This window comes from Paenibacillus abyssi, from assembly GCF_014640295.1.
Classification (GTDB): domain Bacteria; phylum Bacillota; class Bacilli; order Paenibacillales; family Paenibacillaceae; genus Paenibacillus_D; species Paenibacillus_D abyssi.
Genome location: NZ_BMGR01000001.1, coordinates 19,670 through 37,727 on the forward strand (window position 1 = coordinate 19,670; position 18,058 = coordinate 37,727).

Genomic DNA, 18,058 nt, shown 5'->3' on the forward strand with positions numbered 1-18,058 from the left:
CGTACTGGCTGGATATTGGAGTAAGGAGCTGGGAGGAAGTTATGAACATACTGTTTGCTGCTTCAGAGGCCGTACCGGTAGCCAAAACGGGCGGACTGGCGGATGTCGCCGGTTCGCTCCCCAAGGCCTTAGGCCCGCTTGGAGCAGATGTTCGCGTCATCATGCCTTTCTATGGTGAAATCACATCCTGCCAAAAAGAACAATTCCGGCTCATAGGATCGTTCAACATCCGGTTGGGTTGGCGGGAGCAGTACTGCGGACTGCTTGAGGCGGTCATCGATGGCATTCATTATTATGTAATCGACAATGAGTTTTATTTCAAACGCGGTTATTTGTATGGTTATGAGGATGAAGCGGAGCGATTTGTTTTTTTCTGTGTGGCGGTCATGGAGTCGCTATCCTATCTGAATTTTAAACCGGATATTATACACTGTCACGATTGGCAGACCGGACTGATCCCGTTTCTGCTTCGAACGCGTTATCGCGATGACCCTGCCTGGGAGGGTGTCCGTTCGTTATTCACGATTCATAATTTGAAATACCAGGGCGTATTTTCCCAAGATGTGCTGCGTGATTTGTTAGGAATCGGACCGGAATTCTTTACGCCGGAGGGGCTTGAGTTTTTCGGCGGAGGCAGCTGCATGAAAGCGGCATTGTTATATGCGGACAAGCTGACCACCGTTAGCAATACATATGCGCAAGAGATTCAAGGGAGGGCGTACGGGGAGAAGCTGGATGGCGTGCTGCGAAAACGGGCAACTGATCTGTCGGGCATCATTAATGGCATTGACGCGATATCCTTCGATCCGATGCAGGACCCCGAAATCGCCTTTCCCTATCGGGATTCGCTGGCTAAGAAGAGGTTGAACAAGCTGGCGCTGCAGCGGGAGCTTGGGCTGCCTGAGTCAGAGGAGACGCCTGTGCTTGGATTGGTATCTCGCCTGGTGGAACAGAAAGGGCTCGATCTGCTTGAGGCAATCATGGAACCGCTGCTCTCGGATCGTCTGCAGCTTGTTGTGCTGGGAACCGGCGAAACCCGGTATGAAGACATGCTCCGCGCCGCGATGGAGAAACATCCGTTAAACATTGCGGCGCACTTCGGATTTGACGATGGCTTGGCCAGGCGCATTTATGCTGGATCGGACATGTATCTTATGCCGTCGCAATTCGAGCCTTGCGGATTAAGCCAGCTCATTGCATTGCAGTACCGCTCGGTTCCGATTGTTCGTGAAACGGGCGGTTTGAAAGATACTGTACGCCCATTCAATGAAGTTACAGGGGAAGGAAACGGCTTTTGCTTTTCACGTTACGATGCGGGTGATCTTCTTGATACGATTCGCAGGGCTGTTACGTTATATGAGAATCAGGAGCTGTGGAATCAAATCACCGGTAATGCAGCTAAAGAAGATTACAGCTGGAATCGATCCGCAAGGTCTTATATGAGACTGTATCGAGAGCTTGCATCTCAAAGAAGGGAGAGGGGATAATGGCCCGTCATCTTGTTGTCGGAAACGGTAAATTGCTAGTGAATCTTGACAATCACTGTTACATAAGAGATATTTATTTTCCTTATGTCGGACAATTGAATCATGTTGGAGGCCAACGCTGCCGCTTTGGGGTGTGGGTGGATGGAACCTTTTCTTGGCTCGACGAGCCGGATTGGGAATTTGAACTGGGCTATATTGATGATTCGCTCGTAACCAATATTACTGCCAAAAATGATCGGCTTGGCTTGGAGCTTTATATGAATGATGGCATTCATCAGCGTGAATGCATTTATATCAAACGTGTCGTGGTGCGCAACCGCGCTTCGGCTGAGCGGGAAGTGAGACTGTTCTTCCACCAGGATCTAATCATTGACGGGACTGAAGTCGGGGATACGGCAGCCTTTTACCCTGAGAACCAGACGCTTTTTCATTATAAACGGTCTTCTTACTTTATGTTTAACGGTTTTTCCGATGAAGGCGGAATCCGCCAGTATTCCACAGGCATTAAGCGGTTCGGATCCGCGGAAGGTACTTGGCGGGATGCGGAGGATGGTGTGCTGATGGGGAACTCGATCTCTCAAGGCTCTGTCGACAGTACGATCAGCTTTCATGCGAAGGTGACGCCTGACAATGAAAAGACGTTTTTCTATTGGATGTCCATCGGCAAAAATTTGGAGGAAGTCAAGAGGCTCAATCAATATGTGCAGGACAGCCAACCCGAAAAGCTGCTCAGCCGAATTGTGATTTATTGGAAACATTGGCTCAAACGCGCCGAAGTGGATCAAGGCGATTTATCCGATCGTGTGATTGACATGTATAAAAAGAGCCTTCTTATTGTGAGAACACAAATCGATGAAGGCGGTGCCATTCTCGCAGCAAATGATACCGATATTCTGCAATACAATCGGGATCATTACAGTTATATGTGGCCGCGCGACGGTGCATTGATTGCTGATGCGATGTCTTTGGCAGGTTATCAAAGCGTGATCGCGCCATTTTTTCAGTTCTGTGCGGATACACTCTCGCCGGAAGGTTATTTGTACCACAAGTATAACCCGGATGGAACGGTGGGTTCGAGCTGGCATCCGTACATTGTCCAAGGAAGCGAACGGATTCCGCTGCAAGAGGATGAAACGGCACTTGTGCTGCATGCTTTATGGAAAGATTATACCCGCCATCAGGTCATTGAGCTGCCGCAGTCGCTGTACAGCAATTTGATCCGTAAAGCAGCACACTTTTTGAGCCAATATATCGAGCCGTCTCTCCAACTGCCAAAACCAAGTTATGATCTATGGGAGGAGCGTTACGGTATCTGGTCGTATACTGCCGCTTCCGTGTATGGCGGATTAATGGCGGCAGCCTACTTCACTGACTTGTTCGGGGACTATGAACGGAGCGATCACTACCGCAATACCGCCCAGAGCATTAAAGCTGCGATGATCACTCACCTGTGGGATGAAGAAGCGGGGAGGTTCGCGCGTGGACTGGTCCTGAAGGATAATGTGTGGGTGAAGGATATGACGCTTGAGAGCAGCCTGTTCGGAATCTGGGAATTCGGCGTCCTTCCTGTTGAGGATGACCGGGTCATTCGGACGATGAACGCCATCAAACAGGGTTTAACGATACGCACCGAAGTGGGCGGCATTGCCCGTTATACAAATGACTATTACTTTCAGCAATCTGGGGAGATCGACAAAGTGCCTGGTAATCCATGGATTATCTGTACACTTTGGGCGGCCAACTTTGAGATTGACTCAGCGAAGCGGCTTGAGGATCTCGAGGAGCCCAAGCGGACGCTGGAATGGGTTGTAAAAAATGCGCTGCAAAGCGGTGTGTTGGCGGAACAGCTTAATCCTCATGATGGCTCACCGCTCTCTGTAGCTCCATTGACATGGTCCCATGCAACCTATGTGCAGAGCGTATGTAAATATGCGAAAAAATACGCCGAGCTGTTGAAGTAATGTTAACAGGCTGTCCCTGGTCTTACGGCTGGCGGGGCGGCCCTTATTTTTTGTTGTCACATATTTGCCAAGGTGCCAGCTGGTAACTGTTATTGTTATCCCTTATAATGCAAGTAACTACTTTATCTAGAGGAGTGTATATCGTGTCGTTAGTGGATTTAAGCGGTGTCTCCGGAGCTTTCTTCATTATGGCCGTTGTGTTTATTTTGTTGGTTTTCGGTCTGATGAGCTTAGGTGTTGTTCGCATGTTCCAGCTTCGGTATCGTGCAGGCTGGCTATCATTTGCCGGAGCGATCATAAGCGGCGTAGTGTTCGGAATCATTCTGGACCGTTGGTATATGTGAGCAGACAATAACGGTGTCATCCAGTGAATGGATGATACCGTTTCTAGTTTGTAGAGCGATGCCAAGAAGTCCGCGGATCGCCAATCCGGTAATATTTTTGGGGAGGAAACAAAAGTGGGGCAGATCTGGTTTATTGTTAATCTATTCTTCGTCATTTCATTTATTGTTCTTTTGTTCAACCATCGGGCGGTGCTTGATGCAAAACTGAATGGAGCAGACTCATCGAGGCTGATAAAGCTGAAAAAACGGCGTAACACGCTGATCATTTTGACGGTAGCTTTATTCATAGCAATGGCGGGCAGCTTTATGGTCCACATGAGAATCAATGGATAAAGGCTGCTAAAAAGTTATTTATTATGTGACGATTTCATGACGGTTTCCAAATTTCTCGCAACTTTTCCAACAAACGCATCGTCATATCATCTGTGGCGTCGGTGTGGATGTGAGAAAGATATGCGGTAAAAAAGGAGACAGGATATGAAATTGCTGAGAGTAAGCGCAATAAAATGGGTATTGATCGCTTCATTAGTTGCTGTTCCAACCTTCGGGAAACCATCGCAAGCGGCAGCGAATGGAGGTTCGTTGGATACGCTTGTGTTAAAGAAAAATAGCAGTGTTATGTTACATAATGGCCAATCCGTACAGGCTGTTCAACCGGTAACGTTTAAAAACGGTTCATCTTATGCTCCTTTTAAAAGTATTGCGAGAGTGTATGGCTTCACTGTGTCTTACGAAGCAAGAACAAAAGAATCCATCGCTAGAAACGGCGATCTGGAGATTCGCTTTACACCGAACTCATCCAATATTAAGGTAAATGGCGAAATCGTCAAATCGCCAGGCCCGGTTTTTATTCAAAAGGGTTTCATGATGATTCCGATGCGGACCTGGTCGAATCTGACCGGCAGCGGATTGAGACTGAACAATTCCGAAATTACATTTACTTGGAACGCAACGACGGAGCCAAAAGCGGATTTTAAAGTCGTCCCGGAAGAAATTTATGCAGGACAGACTCGAGTGACATATGAGGACCTGTCGACAGGTGCGGGCGGCAGCAAGATTGTTGAAGTCCATTGGGAAGGCAAGCAGGAATACTTCAATGAACCCGGCACTTATGTGATTACAAGACAGGTCATGGATGAATCCGGTACTTGGAGCGAGCCGTTCAGTGTAACGATTCAGGTGCGTGAACCGAATCAGGCGCCCGTAGCAAGCTTCAAGACGGATAAGACACAATACCGAATCGGCGAAACGATCGTGTATACGGATACCAGTACTGATGATGAGGATGCAATTGTAAAAAGGAAATGGGAGGGAAATGATCCCGTATTTTTCGCAGCTGGCCATTATAATGTCAAATTAGAGGTTGAAGACCGTCACGGCAGAAAGGGCATCATTAATCAGATCATTACCGTTACCGATGAAGTGTTATATACCGAAGAAGAATATAATTTGCTCTTTACCCCGGTCGGAGATAAGTACCCGATCAATGCATCATCTGTCCTCCGCATGGAACCTGTTCCATACAACGTCATTCCTGAACAGCTCGTGTTAGTTCACAGCAATTCGCCCGAAACATTGCTTGGCGAAGGCATTGCTTACGAAGATACGTTGAGCGGCGACATACGTTTTCTGTTCCATAATGCAAACGCTACGAATAAAAATCTTAATCTGTATGTCGTTGCAACCAATACGAATGAGACAACAGCCAGTGTAGGCCTTAACGCATTCGGCATCGGAGGCCCGAATACGTATGTATCGACAGGCGGAAAATTGGCAGCTTCACGGTTTATGCATACGCTGGCCAACCCTAGTGATACGCAATGGACTTCGCTTCTTCCAGGCGAATCCAAGATTATTATGCCGGAGCTTAGCCGGGTACCGATTAAACCGGGCCAAGTCGTCAGCGCATATGGCGATGTTTACGCTGACATGAATGTCCGATTCCAAGTCGTGGTTATTGATCAGGCATTAGACCCGATCGCTTCACTGCCTGGTTTGAAACCGCTGGATCGCGATAATAAACATGTGCGCGGGACGTTTAGCGGAGGCAACCGTTCACTCGAAATCTCGGGTATCCTCGGCGAGAAACCGCAGCGTATCGCGCTCGGTGACCGGATGATGGATCAGTATCTAGAAGGCGTGGATATGATAACCGGATACCGGGAGCTGAACATCGGAAACTTCGGTGTCTTATATAAATTAACTGTCGATGTCGCACCGCGTACGCTCATTGCGCTGAACCCTCGCGGCGGCCATTATGCGGGAGCCTTCCTCATTAACGGCAAGGTGGTTAATACGACCGATAAAAGTATCTTAAGGAATTCTTCAGAGGCAGGCGTTCTCTATCGCACTGGAAACAGCATTGAAACGGTTGAAATGCAATTCGTGTTGGCATCCGGAAGCAATCTGCCGATCCAGATGATGTTCCTTCCGCTGCCTGAGATGCGGCAATAAAATGACAAAGGGCAGCTCCGTGAATCGGGGCTGCCCTTTGTATTTGACGAACGGTTTATTTTCGGGCATTATGGAAATAGAATGATTGATACGGAGGGTATCTCTTGTTAAAAACAGATGAAATTATCCGTATGATGTCGAGCCAGGGGCTGCGCATCACGGATCAACGAAAAACGTTAGCGACACTATTTTCGGATACGCCGGGCTATCTTTCACCAAAAGATGTATATGATTATATGGGAAGATTCTACTCCGGTCTCAGCTTCGATACCGTATACCGAAATTTGCGTGTTATGGAGGAGTTAGGGGTACTCGAGCAGGTCATGTTCGAGGAAGGCGTCAAGTTTAAGCTGCACTGCCGTGAACACCATCATCATCATCACATGATCTGCCTGCAGTGCGGACTTACGTATCCGATTACGTTCTGTCCTATGGATCAGACAAACGTGCCGGAGCAGTTCAAGGTGGTCAAGCATAAATTTGAGGTGTTTGGATATTGCAAGGATTGTAATCAGGAAGAAGCGAATGTCGAATAAAAGCGTAAGATGTGGTGTACATGCGTAGGGCGCTGCAGCTGCCTATCCGGTTTTATCGGCGGTTCATCTCGCCGTTAAAACCGCCTACCTGCCGTTTTTATCCGACCTGTTCTGCCTATGCGCTGGAAGCGCTCGAGAAGCATGGTTCAGTTAAGGGCTCGATGTTAGCGGTGAAAAGGATATGCAAGTGCCATCCGTTTCATGCGGGCGGCTTCGATCCTGTTCCACCGGCCAAAGAAGAGTCTGTGCAATCATAGTGATCTGCTTAACGATTCGATCATATAAGCCTTTATATGCTTGTGCTTGACACGTATGAATCGCATCCGGTATATTTTGTCATAAGAGATTCGCTATATATGAACATCCAATGAACGGATAAGTACAAAGCAAGGCGCATTCCAGAGAGCCGGGTACGCTGTGAACCGGTATGTTGCCGCTTTGGAAAATGGTCCTGGAGGATCTTCCCCCGAGCGTGGAGCATCGGTAAGGGGGAGGCGCGCTGCCGGCGATAGAGGTGGTGCCGTAAGGATTACGGCCGATTGAGCTTCCAAGCCGCAAGGCCGGAGGGAAATTGGGTGGTAACGCGTGAGTGCAGACTCTCGTCCCATGTGGACGGGGGTCTTTTTGTATGATTTTACAACTATCGAGCTGGAGGTATGACAATGACAGAGCAGGATAAAACATTTTATATTACAACGCCGATTTATTACCCAAGCGACAAGCTGCATATCGGGCATGCATACACAACTGTAGCAGGAGATGCCATGGCAAGATATAAGCGGCTTCGAGGCTATCGTGTCTGGTATTTGACCGGTACTGACGAGCATGGCCAAAAAATTGAGCGCAAAGCAAAAGAACGGGGCCAGACGCCGCAGCAATTTGTCGATCAGATTGTGCTGGGCATAAAAGAGCTTTGGGCTAAGCTTGAAATATCCAATGACGATTTCATCCGCACGACAGAGGACCGACATAAGGCAATCGTCGAGCAGATCTTTGAGCAGCTATTGCGCCAAGGGGACATTTACAAAGGGGATTATGAAGGCTGGTATTGTACGCCATGTGAATCGTTCTTCCTGGAGCGGCAGCTGGATAATGGCAATTGTCCGGATTGCGGACGTCCGGTTGAGCTTGTGAAGGAGGAGAGCTACTTCTTCAGGATGAGTAAGTATGCGGACCGGCTGCTGCAATATTATGAGGAGCATCCCGATTTTATTCAACCGGAATCACGTAAAAATGAGATGATCAACAATTTCATTAAGCCCGGATTAGAGGATTTGGCGGTCTCGCGCACGACATTTGATTGGGGTGTCAAGGTACCGGGGGATCCGAAGCATGTCATTTACGTGTGGATCGATGCGCTGTCCAATTATATTACAGCTTTGGGCTACGGAAGCGGGAATGATGAGAAATATCAAAGCTTTTGGCCGGCTGACGTGCATCTGGTCGGGAAGGAGATTGTCCGCTTTCATACGATCTACTGGCCGATTATGCTGATGGCGCTTGATCTGCCGCTTCCAAAGAAGGTGTTCGCTCACGGGTGGCTGCTGATGAAGGATGGAAAGATGTCCAAATCAAAGGGCAATGTAGTGGATCCTGTTACATTGATCGACCGTTACGGGCTGGATGCGCTGCGTTATTATTTGCTGCGCGAAGTGCCTTTCGGTGCGGATGGCACATTTACGCCGGAAAATTTTGTGGAGCGGATTAACTTTGACCTGGCTAATGATTTGGGAAATTTGCTGAACCGAACCATTGCGATGATTGATAAATATTTTGATGGTGTCATTCCTGCTTTTGCGGGAGAGGTAACAGCATTCGACAGTCAACTGAGTGGGCTGGCTGCCGAGACGATCTCGCAAGTTGAGCTTGCTATGGAGAAAATGGAGTTCTCCGTAGCGCTCAGCGCGATCTGGCAGCTTGTGAGCCGTACGAATAAATATATCGATGAGACACAGCCGTGGGTACTGGCGAAGGACGAAGCCAGGAAGAGCGAGCTTGGCTCGGCCATGTATCATCTGGCTGAATCGCTGCGCATTGTATCCATCCTGCTGCAGCCGTTCCTGACCCATGCTCCGCGTTCGATATGGGAGCAGCTGGGCATTCAGGAGGGAACGCTAACCTCATGGGACAGCATGAAAACATTCGGTCAACTGCCAGGCGGAATACGCGTCAGCAAAGGCGCCCCTATCTTCCCTCGTTTGGAGACGGCGGATGAGGTAGCTTTTATCGCTTCTACGATGTCGGGAGGCACTACGGCCGCAGAGCCGCAGCAGGCAGCAGGCGCAACGCCGGCTTCTGAGGTTTCTGCGGCTGCAGGGGCAGCCGGGCCGGATGATGAGTCGGAACGATTGCCGGAAATCACGATTGATGAATTTGCCAAAGTGGAGCTTCGCGTGGCCCAAGTGTTGTTTGCTGAGCCGGTTAAGAAAGCTGATAAGCTGTTAAAGCTGCAGCTTGATCTGGGGACGGAACGCAGACAGGTTGTTTCAGGAATCGCCAAATTTTATTCACCGGAGGAGCTTGTCGGCCGAAAGGTGATCTGTGTAACCAATCTGAAGCCGGTGAAGCTTCGCGGTGAGATGTCGCAAGGCATGATTCTTGCTGCGTCGCACGGCGATCAGCTCACGCTTGCCACTGTTCCTGAGAGCATGCCAAATGGCGCAATTGTGAAGTAATAGGAACTGAATCACCATTTAACCTGACGGTTTTCCGTCAGGTTTTTGTTTTGAAATATTGGAAACGATAAGGTTATCATTTTGTATTGATGGTTGACAGCAGTGGGCTGAGCCGATATAATTCTAACGTAATAGTAACGATTACTAATTGGAATAAGAAGAAGAGGAATGAGTGGATATGAGCGTGAATAACATGAAATTAATGGGGTCAAGGTTGTCCTTAGCGGTGTTGTTGGTTTGTATGACGATATTAGCAGCATGCGGAAATAATAATCAAGAGAGTACAGGCCAAGCAGAAGCTGGCGCGAACGAAGATGGGAATGGGAAGGTCGGGGTTGTAACCACCTTTTATCCGCTGTATTATTTAGCAAGTGAGATCGGCGGAGAACATGCGGAAGTAGTTAATCTGGTTCCTGCAGGCGTAGAGCCGCATGACTGGAGTCCGAAAAGCCGTGATCTGGACAATGCGTCCAAGGCGGATCTGTTCCTTTATAATGGAGCGGGATTTGAGGGCTGGGTTGATAATTTCCTTAAAGGATTGAGCACGGACAGCACAGTCGTCACTTCCGAGGTGAGCCATGGCATCGAGCTGATCGATGGCAGCAAAACAGATGACAATCATCAGGAAGAAGCTGCAGAAGAGCAAACCCATCAAGAAGATGCCCACGCAGATGAACACGCACATGAAGAAGAAGGCCATGCAGATGAGCAAGCACATGAAGAAGGCCATGCAGATGAGCAAGCACATGAAGAAGGCCATGCAGATGAGCAAGCACACGAGGCAGAAGCAGAAGATGACGGCCACGGGCATGATGCCCACGGCCATTCATTGGATATCGATCCGCATACATGGGTAAGCCCGAAATCCGCCCTCATCATGGCTGAAAATATCAAAAATAGCTTTATTGAAGTGGATGCGGACAATGAGGCAAGCTACATCGCAAATTTTGAAGTTTTACAAGAGAAGCTCACGGCCCTTGATGCAAAGTTCGAGGAACAATTGTCTCAAACAACCCGTAAAGATATCGTTGTATCTCACCAAGCGTTTGGTTACCTCACACGGGATTATGGTTTGAATCAGGTATCGATTATGGGCTTGTCCCCAGATGCTGAACCGCGGGCGCAGGACTTGATGAACATTGCGAATTTCGTGAAACAAAACGGGATTCAGTATATATTCTTTGAAGAATTGGTGTCCAGCGATTTAGCGGATACGTTGGCAAGAGAGGCGAAAGTAGACACGCTGGTGCTTAATCCGCTTGAAGGCTTGACGCCGCAGCAGGAGCAGGCGGGCGAGGATTTTATTTCCCTTATGGAAGTTAATTTGCAAAATCTGCTGAAGGCGTTACAATAGAAAGATAGTTTCTTGCGAATCTTGGTTGCCAACTGAATTGCATAGAATTGCAATTAACAGTTGCAACGTTCGCGGGCGAAAGGAGAGGGCAAGCATGGCAGAGCATACGAAATCAAAGTTCAATCCCTCGTGTCACCAAGAAATCATCACCATGCAGAATATCACTTTTTCCTATGAACAAAAGCAGGTCATTACGGACTTGAATTTTTCGATCAAAGAACGGGATTTTGTTGGTTTGATCGGTTCTAACGGAGCGGGGAAAACAACGCTGCTGCGCATGATTGTCGGATTGCTGAAACCGGAGCACGGTTCGATCTCCTTGTTCGGAGAGCCGATCGGGAAATTTAAGCATTGGGAGCGGATCGGCTACGTCCCGCAGAAAAATTCGTTTAACCCTTTATTTCCGGTGACTGTGCGCGAGGTCATATTATCCGGCCTGTACGGCCGCAGCAAATTATTTTCCCGCATCAGCAAAGCGGATTTGGTGAAAGCTGAGGACGCGATGCATGCGATGCAAATTGAAGATTTGTCAAATAAACGGATCGGTCAGCTCTCCGGCGGCCAGCAGCAGCGGGTATTTTTGGCTCGAGCGCTGATTAATAACCCGGCCTTGCTTATTCTTGACGAACCGACGGTTGGAATCGATGTGGAAACACAAGAAGGCTTCTTCCATATGATTAAGCATATGCACCAGCATCATAACATAACATTTCTTATGGTTTCGCACGATATGGATATGGTCCGTTCATACCTCGGCCAGGAGCCCCTGCAGCAGAACGGCAAGCTGAAGTTCTATGTGAAGCATTCCCATGAATTGGAGAATTGTGTGGAGAATGATCTGACGCACAGCTTGAAGGGCCTCAGGCAATCGATGAACCAACGTGCACCGGTCGTGATTTAAAGGAAGGTAGGGCTTTATTTTGGACATTTTATCAACTGAATTTTTTCAAAGAGCGCTGATCGGCGGTGTGCTGATCGGTGTTACAGCTCCTTTAATGGGGCTGTTTCTTGTGCTTAGGCGTCTTGCCATGATCGGCGATACGCTGGCCCATGTCTCGATCGCCGGCGTTGCGCTCGGTTTTTTGATCGGCGTATATCCGATTGCGATGGGGCTTGTATTTGCATTAGCGGCATCCTTTGCGATTGAGAAGCTCAGGCGCGCTTACAAAACCTATGCGGAGCTTTCGATCGCCATCATCATGTCCGGCGGTGTAGCGCTTGCTTCTTTGCTCTTTACGCTGGGCAAAGGCTTTAATGTCAATGTAACGAGTTATTTGTTCGGCAGTATTTATACGCTGGATAATACAGATCTGATCGTCATCGGCGCGGTAACCGTCATTGTGCTTTTTATGGTAAAGCTTCATTTCAAAGAACTGTTTCTTCTGACCTTCGATGAAGACGCCGCTGCGGTCAACGGTTTGCCTGTTCGCTATTTTAATATTATGATTAGTGTATTGACTGCGCTTGTCATTAGCGCCTCGATCAAAATTGTCGGAGCGCTGCTTGTTTCCGCTCTATTGACGATACCCGCAGCATGCAGCCTTATCATTGCGCGAAGCTTTAAGCAATCGATCATCACGGTCGTTGTGATTGCGGAGCTTGCTGTGATCGGCGGTCTGATGGCTGCCGGAGTGTGGAATCTGGCACCTGGAGCATCTGTTGTATTGTTGTTAATTCTGATTCTCGTTTTGCTGCTGGCGATGAAGCGCGGATTCAAAATATGACATCAGCTGCAGCTTATGACATATCAAAGTCTGCAGTCTCAAGCACAAAGGAGCTTTCGTGAATGGATTTGAATATTTGGTTGGCTTTCGGAGCAGGGGTCGCATCGTTCATTTCACCTTGCTGTCTTCCTTTGTATCCATCTTATTTATCTTACATAACGGGCATCTCCGTTAGCGATTTAAAAGCAGAGCATCGCTCAAAAGACGTGCGGATCCGAACGATGACGCATACGTTTTTCTTTCTGCTGGGCTTTTCCCTTGTGTTCTATACATTAGGTTACGGAACGAATGTGTTTGCGGACTTTTTCATCGATTATCAGGATTTGATCCGGCAAATATCCGCAATCTTAATTATTTTGATGGGTTTATTCCTCGCTGGTATTTTCCAGCCGCAAGTATTAATGAAAGAACGTAAGCTCAAAATGCCGATGGGGAAGAAAGGGTTTCTCGGATCTTTCATTTTTGGCATTGGATTTTCAGCAGGCTGGTCCCCATGCGTCGGGCCGATTCTAACGGCGATTTTAGCTCTGGCTGTATCATCGCCGGGTACATGGTTTGGGCTTACAACAGCTTTTTCGCTTGGTTTTTCGATTCCGTTCTTTATCCTTGCCTTTTTCCTGGGCTCGACAAGATGGATCTTAAAGCATTCAAACAAGGTTATGAAGGTCGGGGGAGCGCTGATGATTCTCATGGGCATCCTGCTGTTCACCGATCAAATGACAAAAATTACAATCTGGCTCAACCAGTTTGCTCCTCCGGGGTTAGGATAACAAAAGGATGTTTATCAGGTAAAATAATCGATGACGGCTTCCGGAAAATGCTCAAAAATGCGCTCCGATATAAACATGCGGAGCGCATTTGCTTGTTCATCGGGATACACGTATTTCCCTTGTCCCCACCGCCCCCATTTGTATTTCCGCTTCTCAATATCCATTTCCAGCTTTGTACGCGGATAACGCTTTTCAATGACGTTTTTAGCCGTCTTCGTGAATCGGTGCTGAATCAGCTCAAAGGTCAAGCCGGCGCCTGCTGCTTCGGGAGGCAATGTCTTGGCTAAGGACTCGATTAATTCCGCATACCCTTCCTGCCAGCCCTCATGCCATATGATTGGCGCAATGATGAATCCGAGAGGGTAGCCTGCACGGGCAACCTTGCCAGCTGCCTCGATCCGGTCCTCAAAACGTGATGTTGATGGTTCGAAGTGTTTGATGACATATTTGCTGTTGACACTAAAGCGAATACGTGTGCGTCCATTGTGCTTCACATCCAATAATGAATCCACGTGATGAAATTTGGTGACAAACCGCAGTCTGCCGTATTCCTGGCCTGCCATAAATTCGATGAGGTCCTTCAAGCTTCCGGTAATTGGCTCTAATCCGACCGGATCGGATGTACAGGCCGCCTCAAATCGTGTGATTTCCGGTTTGCGTTCGTCAATGTAGCCTTGTGCGGCATGTAAAATATCATCCATATTCACATAAACACGGATATAAGGCTTAGCGCCCAGGGTTGTCTGCAGGTAACAATAATGGCAATGTCCCATACATCCTGTAGCAATCGGAATCGCATATTCCGCAGACGGTTTAGAGGTGTCGAATTTGAGCGTTTTGCGCAAACCGACAACGAGCGTGCGTTTCGCGATTTTGTACTGCTCCAGTTCGGTTTCGCCAGGCAAATTTGTTATTCGATTGTGAGAAGTAGTCATGCGGAAAGGGATGCCTTGACGCTGCACCCATTCATAAATTTGTTTTCCTTTTGGATAGTCCAGAGCAGCCGGTTCGAAGTATACAAGCTCAGGCACAAATGAAAGCGCGGCGGCTTTTACAGGTTTGTCCGTAACAGTCGTTCCCATCATTAACCTCCAAAACAATCAGATTCTTTCGTTAGTTTGGACATGATGAAGAAATTCACTCATGGTAAGTTTGGGGTTTGTCAGGTTGCGGTATGGGTGGCGAACAGTGTATGATACATAGAGTACCGCCAATGGATATGGTGAATGAAGCAGGTTAGGGGGATCTTTCAATGCCGACACCGAGCATGGAAGACTACTTGGAACGAATTTACAAACTCATCGATGAAAAAGGATACGCGCGCGTCTCTGATATTGCTGAAGGCCTGGAGGTCCATCCCTCATCCGTTACGAAGATGATTCAGAAGTTAGATAAGGATAATTATCTGATCTACGAAAAATATAGGGGACTTGTCTTAACCAATAAAGGGAAGAAGATGGGTAAACGGCTTGTTGATCGTCATCAGCTGCTGGAAACATTTTTAACGACGATAGGTGTTCAAGAAGAGAATATTTATCGTGACGTAGAGGGCATCGAACATCATCTTAGTTGGGACTCTATTACCTGCATCGAAACGCTTGTCGAGTATTTCCACAGGGATCCGGCACGATCGGAAGAGTTGTCCCGTATTCGTTCTGAGCTAGACAATGAATAGCTCCAAAGGAAAAACGTCTGCCCCCGGCAGACGTTTTTTTGTGTAAATTGTTCATGGTAGAGATCGTTCCCTGCATATACATCAGACAGATAATACTAGGCTGCAGTGCCTAATTGAGTCAAATGGGGGAGAGCGATGAAGATCAACGCGGTGTTCGAAGGCGGAGGTGTCAAAGGTATCTCGCTGGTCGGCGCTGTCTTTGCCGCAGAGCAGTGCGGGGTGACCTTTGGACAGGTTGCAGGCACATCGTCGGGAGCGATTGTAGCGGCCTTGCTGGCCGCCGGGTATTCAGCTGAAGAGATGACAATAATTATCCGCCGCACACCGTTTGCTGCCTTCTTAAAACGATCACAGGTTTTCAATGTCAAATACATAGGACCAGCCGCAAGGCTGCTGCTGCGAAAAGGGTTGTACAGCGGGGATGAGATGGAACTGTGGATGAGGAAGCTGCTTAGCGCCAAAGGCATATCGACATTCGCAGATCTGCCTCCGAATAAGCTAAGAATCATTGCATCGGATATATCGAACGGCAAGCTGCTGGTGCTCCCTGACGACATCGCGCAATATGGCATGAATCCAAAACGTCTGGAAGTGGCCAAAGCCATCCGGATGAGTGCAAGCCTGCCGTATTTCTTTGACCCGGTCGTGATTAAGGAGAAGCAATTCAAAACGCGAATTAGCGGAATCAGGCTGTATCATAAAACTGCTTATATCGTGGACGGCGGACTGCTGAGCAATTTCCCGTTATGGTTATTTGATCGGGAGCAGCGCGATCAGGCAAAGCCGATCCCTGTCGTCGGATTCCAAATGGTAGGTAAAAACGAAAACAGACCGCGAACAATTCGCGGTCCGTTATCAATGCTTACAGCCATTTTCGAGACGATGCTGCAGGCGCATGACGAGCGTTATATCGAAAAGGAAAACCGGGACCGTACGATCAAAATCCCGACGCTCGGCATTCGCACGACACAATTCAATCTGTCCTTGGAGGCAAGTGAACAATTATTTGAGTCTGGCCGCCTGGCAGCGGAAAAATACTTTTGCGAGCGTTAGTGATATTTTGGCACGTTGTCATCGTCCTTGCCGCCTTCAATAACGCGGAAGGGGATGTTCTTTTTCCGTGTGCTCTTTGCCTTCGCCTGCATTGGTTGAGCCGGCTTGTACCGGCTAGGGGATGCAGGCTTCGAACGAAAACGGGACGGCGGAAACTTGTAAAGCAAATAGATGACACCTAGAACTGCGATCGGAATAATGAAATATCCCGGATTTGTCAACAACATCCATATGATGCCAATGACCATTAGAGAGAGTATAATGATCATGCCAGGATGCATTCTTCGCATTTCAATCACCCTTTCATTAACTTGCTGGACGGTTTGAAGCGGACAAGCCATTTGCAAACTGTTGGTCAAGCTCACGCATCCGATTGAAAGAAGCAATGGACACTTCGACCTGCTCATCCGTCGGCTCTTTTGTCGTCAATTTCTGAAGCCACAATCCGGGATAGCCGAGATAACGAAGCACAGGCGTCTCACGCAGCGAGTTCGTGAAGCGCAGCGCTTCATATGAAATGCCTAATACCAAAGGCAGCAGCAGAATGCGCAGATAGACTCTTTCCCACAAGCTGTCCCATTGGAAAAATGAATATACGATAACGCCGATAATAACCGAAAGTATAATAAAGCTGCTGCCGCACCGGTAGTGCAGGGTATTGAACTTTTGCACGTTGCGGACGGTTAACTCTAATCCCGCTTCATAGGCGCTTATTACTTTATGCTCAGCGCCGTGATATTGAAACAGCCGCTTAATGATCGGTGTTAATGAAATAATGTAGAGATAAATCAGCAGAAAAGCGATTTTGATAGCTCCTTCAATCAGGTTATGCACAAAAATGTTTTCGAATGCCTGACCGAATAAAAGCTGCTCGACCGCAGCGGGTACGACGGTAAATACAAGCTTGCCGAGAATGAAGGAAATGACGCCGGCAGCGGCAACCCCGAACACCATGGAAAGGCTCCAGCCCGGCTTTTCTTCCGGTTTTTTCTTCTCATCCAGCTGTTTTGCTGCGCTTTCGTTCTTTGATTCTTCCTCTGTTTCATCTTCCGCATACGCTTCAACAGAGAAATTCAAATGCTGGGAGCCTTTTGCGCTTGATTCGATAATTCCCACAACGCCGCGAATAAGCGGTATTTTTTTAAGCCGCTGCACCCAAGATTTGGATGATTTGGGCACCTCATAGAACTCGATTTCATTGTTTTTACGGCGCACTGCGGTTACATTCACATGCTGACCGCCAAACATGACGCCTTCGATAACGGCCTGTCCGCCGTAAATGTTTGGTCTCTTCTCCGGCAAGAGTATGTCACCTTCCTTGTCTATACTTATGACCTTAATTGGCCGTATTTGTATTGTACTGCATTCCCTCGAGCTTTGCCACTGAACGAAGCAGTATATGAACCAATTTGGATAAACGGGTACCGGATTTTCATATACTACGTGGAAACACGAGACAGAAAGGGAGAGCGCCATGCACGAGAAAGATAATCTGGAAACACATGCAAAAGAATACCATACGAACAGCTGGCTGTATTGTCTGCAGCTTGGTTTCTTTGCCGGTTTAATATGGGGAGTGATGCGTTGGCTGCTATACACGATCTCGTTCACCAACGTGCTGCCGGGTTTTTTAGCCGAACCGTTTATGGTTCATTCCTTTCTCCTTACAGGCTGGGGGCATGTTGCCGGAATCGCAGTATTCATCGTCTTTTCGATCGCGGCGGCGCTTTTATATAAGGCTGTACTTGGGCGATTACTCGGCCCCTGGGCGGGATTGATCTACGGTGTAACATGGTGGCTGGTGTTATTTATGTGGCTCGGTCCCATGCTGGGTATGATGCCTCCTGCTGCAAAGCTTGGTTGGAACTCGGTATTTACTGAATGCTGCGTATTTATTGTCTGGGGATTGTTTATCGGTTACAGCATAGCATTTGAATTTACGGACGAAGCTTCGCGCGAACCCTCAACCGTTCATTAGTAAACAGGAAAGTCTTCTCAATCTCGTCTGTTTTATGGTAAAATGTC

At 48.0% G+C, this 18,058-nt stretch carries 18 protein-coding genes; 15 read left to right on the forward strand and 3 right to left on the reverse strand.

All coding sequences use genetic code 11. The features are described from left to right. Positions 1-41 precede the first annotated feature (41 nt). From glgA to IEW11_RS00165, 12 genes are all read left to right on the forward strand, one after another. Complete coding sequence (gene glgA / locus IEW11_RS00110; RefSeq protein ID WP_188527825.1) at positions 42-1,487, forward strand: glycogen synthase GlgA; 1,446 nt, start codon at positions 42-44, stop codon at positions 1,485-1,487. Beyond that, entirely contained in the window at positions 1,487-3,448 is a 1,962-nt protein-coding gene (locus IEW11_RS00115; protein ID WP_188527827.1) for a glycoside hydrolase family 15 protein, read from the forward strand. Before glgA ends, IEW11_RS00115 begins: the two co-directional genes overlap by 1 nt. Before the next feature lie 143 nt (positions 3,449-3,591). Next, positions 3,592-3,792 (forward strand): hypothetical protein, encoded by a 201-nt coding sequence (locus IEW11_RS00120; protein ID WP_188527829.1) that lies wholly within the window; start codon positions 3,592-3,594, stop codon positions 3,790-3,792. A 114-nt stretch (positions 3,793-3,906) separates the two neighbouring features. Continuing rightward, positions 3,907-4,125 carry a hypothetical protein gene (locus tag IEW11_RS00125; protein WP_188527831.1) on the forward strand — a complete coding sequence of 73 codons (219 nt, stop codon included), beginning with the start codon at positions 3,907-3,909 and terminating at the stop codon, positions 4,123-4,125. A gap of 144 nt (positions 4,126-4,269) precedes the next feature. Further along, a complete protein-coding gene (locus IEW11_RS00130) occupies positions 4,270-6,246 on the forward strand; it encodes a copper amine oxidase N-terminal domain-containing protein (protein ID WP_188527833.1) in 1,977 nt (658 codons plus the stop codon). 104 nt (positions 6,247-6,350) lie between these two features. After that, the gene (locus IEW11_RS00135) at positions 6,351-6,782 is read left to right on the forward strand and encodes a Fur family transcriptional regulator (protein WP_188527835.1); all 432 of its coding nucleotides are present in this window, start codon (positions 6,351-6,353) and stop codon (positions 6,780-6,782) included. A 20-nt stretch (positions 6,783-6,802) separates the two neighbouring features. Continuing rightward, complete coding sequence (gene yidD / locus IEW11_RS00140; RefSeq protein ID WP_188527837.1) at positions 6,803-7,039, forward strand: membrane protein insertion efficiency factor YidD; 237 nt, start codon at positions 6,803-6,805, stop codon at positions 7,037-7,039. Positions 7,040-7,444: 405 nt separating this feature from the next. Then, positions 7,445-9,457: a methionine--tRNA ligase gene (metG, locus tag IEW11_RS00145; protein ID WP_188527839.1), complete on the forward strand. Its 2,013-nt coding sequence runs from the start codon at positions 7,445-7,447 to the stop codon at positions 9,455-9,457. Positions 9,458-9,635: 178 nt separating this feature from the next. Continuing rightward, a complete protein-coding gene (locus tag IEW11_RS00150) occupies positions 9,636-10,811 on the forward strand; it encodes a metal ABC transporter solute-binding protein, Zn/Mn family (RefSeq protein WP_229724892.1) in 1,176 nt (391 codons plus the stop codon). A 94-nt stretch (positions 10,812-10,905) separates the two neighbouring features. Continuing rightward, complete coding sequence (locus IEW11_RS00155; RefSeq protein ID WP_188527841.1) at positions 10,906-11,712, forward strand: metal ABC transporter ATP-binding protein; 807 nt, start codon at positions 10,906-10,908, stop codon at positions 11,710-11,712. A gap of 19 nt (positions 11,713-11,731) precedes the next feature. Further along, positions 11,732-12,535 carry a metal ABC transporter permease gene (locus IEW11_RS00160; RefSeq protein ID WP_188527843.1) on the forward strand — a complete coding sequence of 268 codons (804 nt, stop codon included), beginning with the start codon at positions 11,732-11,734 and terminating at the stop codon, positions 12,533-12,535. 62 nt (positions 12,536-12,597) lie between these two features. Next, positions 12,598-13,305: a cytochrome c biogenesis CcdA family protein gene (locus tag IEW11_RS00165; protein WP_188527845.1), complete on the forward strand. Its 708-nt coding sequence runs from the start codon at positions 12,598-12,600 to the stop codon at positions 13,303-13,305. Positions 13,306-13,319: 14 nt separating this feature from the next. On the opposite strand, the gene splB is transcribed toward IEW11_RS00165, so the two are convergent. Next, positions 13,320-14,387 carry a spore photoproduct lyase gene (gene splB / locus IEW11_RS00170; protein WP_188527847.1) on the reverse strand — a complete coding sequence of 356 codons (1,068 nt, stop codon included), beginning with the start codon at positions 14,385-14,387 and terminating at the stop codon, positions 13,320-13,322. A gap of 170 nt (positions 14,388-14,557) precedes the next feature. Here splB and mntR point away from each other — a divergent pair, with 170 nt between their 5' ends. Then, positions 14,558-14,980 (forward strand): transcriptional regulator MntR, encoded by a 423-nt coding sequence (gene mntR / locus IEW11_RS00175; protein ID WP_188527849.1) that lies wholly within the window; start codon positions 14,558-14,560, stop codon positions 14,978-14,980. Between the two features lie 135 nt (positions 14,981-15,115). Then, complete coding sequence (locus IEW11_RS00180; protein WP_188527851.1) at positions 15,116-16,033, forward strand: patatin-like phospholipase family protein; 918 nt, start codon at positions 15,116-15,118, stop codon at positions 16,031-16,033. Here the strand turns inward: IEW11_RS00180 and IEW11_RS00185 are convergent. Both IEW11_RS00185 and IEW11_RS00190 read right to left on the reverse strand, forming a co-directional pair. Then, positions 16,030-16,323 carry a hypothetical protein gene (locus IEW11_RS00185; protein WP_229724893.1) on the reverse strand — a complete coding sequence of 98 codons (294 nt, stop codon included), beginning with the start codon at positions 16,321-16,323 and terminating at the stop codon, positions 16,030-16,032. The two genes, IEW11_RS00180 and IEW11_RS00185, sit on opposite strands and share 4 nt — an antisense overlap. A 16-nt stretch (positions 16,324-16,339) precedes the next feature. Further along, on the reverse strand, positions 16,340-17,335 hold the full coding sequence (locus tag IEW11_RS00190) for a DUF1385 domain-containing protein (RefSeq protein WP_229724894.1): 996 nt from the start codon (positions 17,333-17,335) through the stop codon (positions 16,340-16,342). A gap of 172 nt (positions 17,336-17,507) precedes the next feature. Between IEW11_RS00190 and IEW11_RS00195 the strand changes: the two genes are divergently transcribed. Next, complete coding sequence (locus IEW11_RS00195) at positions 17,508-18,011, forward strand: YqhR family membrane protein (protein WP_188527852.1); 504 nt, start codon at positions 17,508-17,510, stop codon at positions 18,009-18,011. Positions 18,012-18,058 lie beyond the last annotated feature (47 nt).

Excerpts from the sequence above, each read along its gene's own strand:
- IEW11_RS00165 (WP_188527845.1), top strand. The coding sequence starts at position 12,598 with ATGGATTTGAATATTTGGTTGGCTTTCGGAGCAGGGGTCGCATCGTTC.
- IEW11_RS00185 (WP_229724893.1), bottom strand. The coding sequence starts at position 16,323 with ATGCGAAGAATGCATCCTGGCATGATCATTATACTCTCTCTAATGGTC.
- mntR (WP_188527849.1), top strand. The coding sequence starts at position 14,558 with ATGCCGACACCGAGCATGGAAGACTACTTGGAACGAATTTACAAACTC.
- IEW11_RS00150 (WP_229724892.1), top strand. The coding sequence starts at position 9,636 with ATGAGCGTGAATAACATGAAATTAATGGGGTCAAGGTTGTCCTTAGCG.
- IEW11_RS00130 (WP_188527833.1), top strand. The coding sequence starts at position 4,270 with ATGAAATTGCTGAGAGTAAGCGCAATAAAATGGGTATTGATCGCTTCA.
- IEW11_RS00155 (WP_188527841.1), top strand. The coding sequence starts at position 10,906 with ATGGCAGAGCATACGAAATCAAAGTTCAATCCCTCGTGTCACCAAGAA.
- metG (WP_188527839.1), top strand. The coding sequence starts at position 7,445 with ATGACAGAGCAGGATAAAACATTTTATATTACAACGCCGATTTATTAC.
- IEW11_RS00195 (WP_188527852.1), top strand. The coding sequence starts at position 17,508 with ATGCACGAGAAAGATAATCTGGAAACACATGCAAAAGAATACCATACG.
- IEW11_RS00115 (WP_188527827.1), top strand. The coding sequence starts at position 1,487 with ATGGCCCGTCATCTTGTTGTCGGAAACGGTAAATTGCTAGTGAATCTT.
- IEW11_RS00180 (WP_188527851.1), top strand. The coding sequence starts at position 15,116 with ATGAAGATCAACGCGGTGTTCGAAGGCGGAGGTGTCAAAGGTATCTCG.
- yidD (WP_188527837.1), top strand. The coding sequence starts at position 6,803 with ATGCGTAGGGCGCTGCAGCTGCCTATCCGGTTTTATCGGCGGTTCATC.
- glgA (WP_188527825.1), top strand. The coding sequence starts at position 42 with ATGAACATACTGTTTGCTGCTTCAGAGGCCGTACCGGTAGCCAAAACG.
- splB (WP_188527847.1), bottom strand. The coding sequence starts at position 14,387 with ATGGGAACGACTGTTACGGACAAACCTGTAAAAGCCGCCGCGCTTTCA.